The following is a 2,292-nucleotide window of genomic DNA, read 5'->3' as shown; positions in this document are numbered from 1 at the left end:
TGATGCTCACCTCGGAGCTTTCGTCAGACCTCACGCCAAAGCACAGGGACTACCTCAACAAGATACAGTCATCGGCCAAGTCGCTGTTGGTCATTATCAACGACATGCTTGACCTGTCCAAGATAGAGGCCGGCAAGTTAGAGCTGGAGATAATCGACTTTGACCTCGACGGCGTCCTTGACAACATCGCCACTATGCTGGCCATGAGGGCAGAGGAAAAAGGTATAGAGATAATGTTTTCCGTGGACAGGGACGTGCCATTCCTGCTCACCGGCGACCCGCTGAGGATAAATCAGGTGATTGCCAATCTCCTCAGCAATGCGGTTAAGTTCACCCAACAGGGAGATATCATTGTTACGGTAAAGGTTGCCGCTATGGATGAAAAAGAAGTTACCCTGAGTTTTTCCGTCAGAGATACCGGCATTGGCATTATGCCTGAGATGATACCCTATCTGTTTCAGCCATTTTTGCAGGCAGACAGTTCAACGACACGTAAGTATGGTGGTACCGGTCTGGGGTTGAGTATATGCAAGAAACTGGTAGAGATGATGAATGGCGACATCTGCGTAAAGAGCGAGTACGGCAAGGGAAGCGAGTTTACCTTTACGATAACGACAGGCTATCAGCAACCTCATGATACGGTAAAAAACATGGTTCCCCCCGACCTTACCGGCATGAGGGTCATGGTGGTTGACGACAACGAAATCGCACGGGATATCCTCAGGAGCATCCTGGAGGGGTTCTGCTTCAATGTAACGGTGGTTGACTCTGGCATGGCGGCGATAGAGGAATTGAGGCGTTGCTGCGGGATGCCTGCACGGCAACAATACAGGCTGCTGCTTATCGATCTGAAGATGCCAGGGATGGACGGCTTTGAGACAACGAGGTGTATACAGTCCGAGTTTAATCCGGCCCAATTGCCCGTGATAATGATGATAACCGCCTATGGCAAGGAGAAGGTAAGGCAAAAGTCCAAAGAACTTGGGATACGGTCTTTTATAACAAAACCGGTACTGCCATCGACGTTGTTTAGTGCGGTGCTTGAGGTCTTTAGTGACGATACAACAAGCCAGGTAAAACACCATGAAGGCAGCGACACTGAAGGGGCAAAGCTGGCAAGCATCAAAGGCGCACAAATATTGCTCGTGGAAGACAACTACATAAATCAACAGGTTGCCCTTGCGATCCTGAGCAGAGCCGGCCTTGTTGTTGACATAGCAAACAACGGCTCAGAGGCAGTGAGCGCCGTAGAGATGGCGCCCCAAAAGTATAGCGCCGTCCTGATGGACATACAGATGCCCGAAATGGACGGCATTGAGGCAACAATGAGGATCAGGCAGGGGATATCCAAAGAGGAGCTGCCCATAATTGCAATGACTGCCCATGTGATGAAGGTAGAGCAGGATAAGTGTTACGCCGCCGGGATGAACGACCACGTCTCCAAGCCGATAGACCTCAAAATCCTCTATGACGCGCTTCTGAGGTGGGTGCGGCCTACGGTATCTGACGTCCCCGTCGAACATGCTCCGTTGCCAAAGGGGGAAGTCACGCCGCTCGATAACCTCCCGGGTATTGACGTGTCATTAGCACTTGAGAGGATTGGCGGCAACAGAGACCTGTTACGTAAGATTCTTGTACATTTCAGGGACACTAATGTTAATGCAGTCAATGACATAGAGAAGGCGCTTGAGCAACGTGATTACAAGTTGGCCAGAGAGTTGGCACACGGCCTCAAGGGCGTGGCGGGTAATATATCGGCAATGGAGCTGTTTGGCGTCGTCAGGGAACTTGAAGACCTGATTATAATACACGCCCATGGAGAGACGCACGAGTGTTTGAAAAGGATGGCGGAGCGACTGCAAACGGTGTTTGAATCGGCCAGTACATTTGAGACGCTGACGGAAAAAGTGAAACCTGTAAAGGCAGATGCACCGGTTGAGCACAGTGACCTGGTCACAATTGTCATACAGTTGAGTATCCTGCTGAGACAGAACTCCATGCAGGCACGGAGGTATTTTGCTGAAAACCGAACATGCCTGACATCGGCATCAGGGGAAAAGGAGATCGGCCAACTGAGTGTCTGTATCGACAAGCTGGACTTTAAAGCCGCTGTGTCAGTATTAAAGGGGATCGCGGAGTCGCTTAACATCGCATTGGAGTAATCCGGCAAATTAGCAATAAGCCTATGGTTTCGCACTTTCTGGATTCCTGCTTACGCAGGAATGACACAGATGGGCGCAAAATACCATTTCTTGTCATTCCCGTGAAAACGGGAATCCATTTTCAAAAACA

General features: G+C 50.2%; 1 protein-coding gene. It reads left to right on the top strand.

Annotated features, from left to right (window positions below; genetic code table 11):
- On the top strand, window positions 1–2,162 hold a 2,162-nt coding region (locus HWQ67_RS16685; RefSeq protein ID WP_218253817.1), incomplete at its 5' end, for a hybrid sensor histidine kinase/response regulator.
- Between the last annotated feature and the right edge of the window lie 130 nt (window positions 2,163–2,292).

Source organism: Candidatus Magnetobacterium casense (assembly GCF_019173545.1).
Taxonomy (GTDB): domain Bacteria; phylum Nitrospirota; class Thermodesulfovibrionia; order Thermodesulfovibrionales; family Magnetobacteriaceae; genus Magnetobacterium; species Magnetobacterium cryptolimnobacter.
The sequence above is the reverse complement of the archived record's forward strand: the minus strand, read 5'-3'. Positions and strand labels throughout refer to the sequence as shown.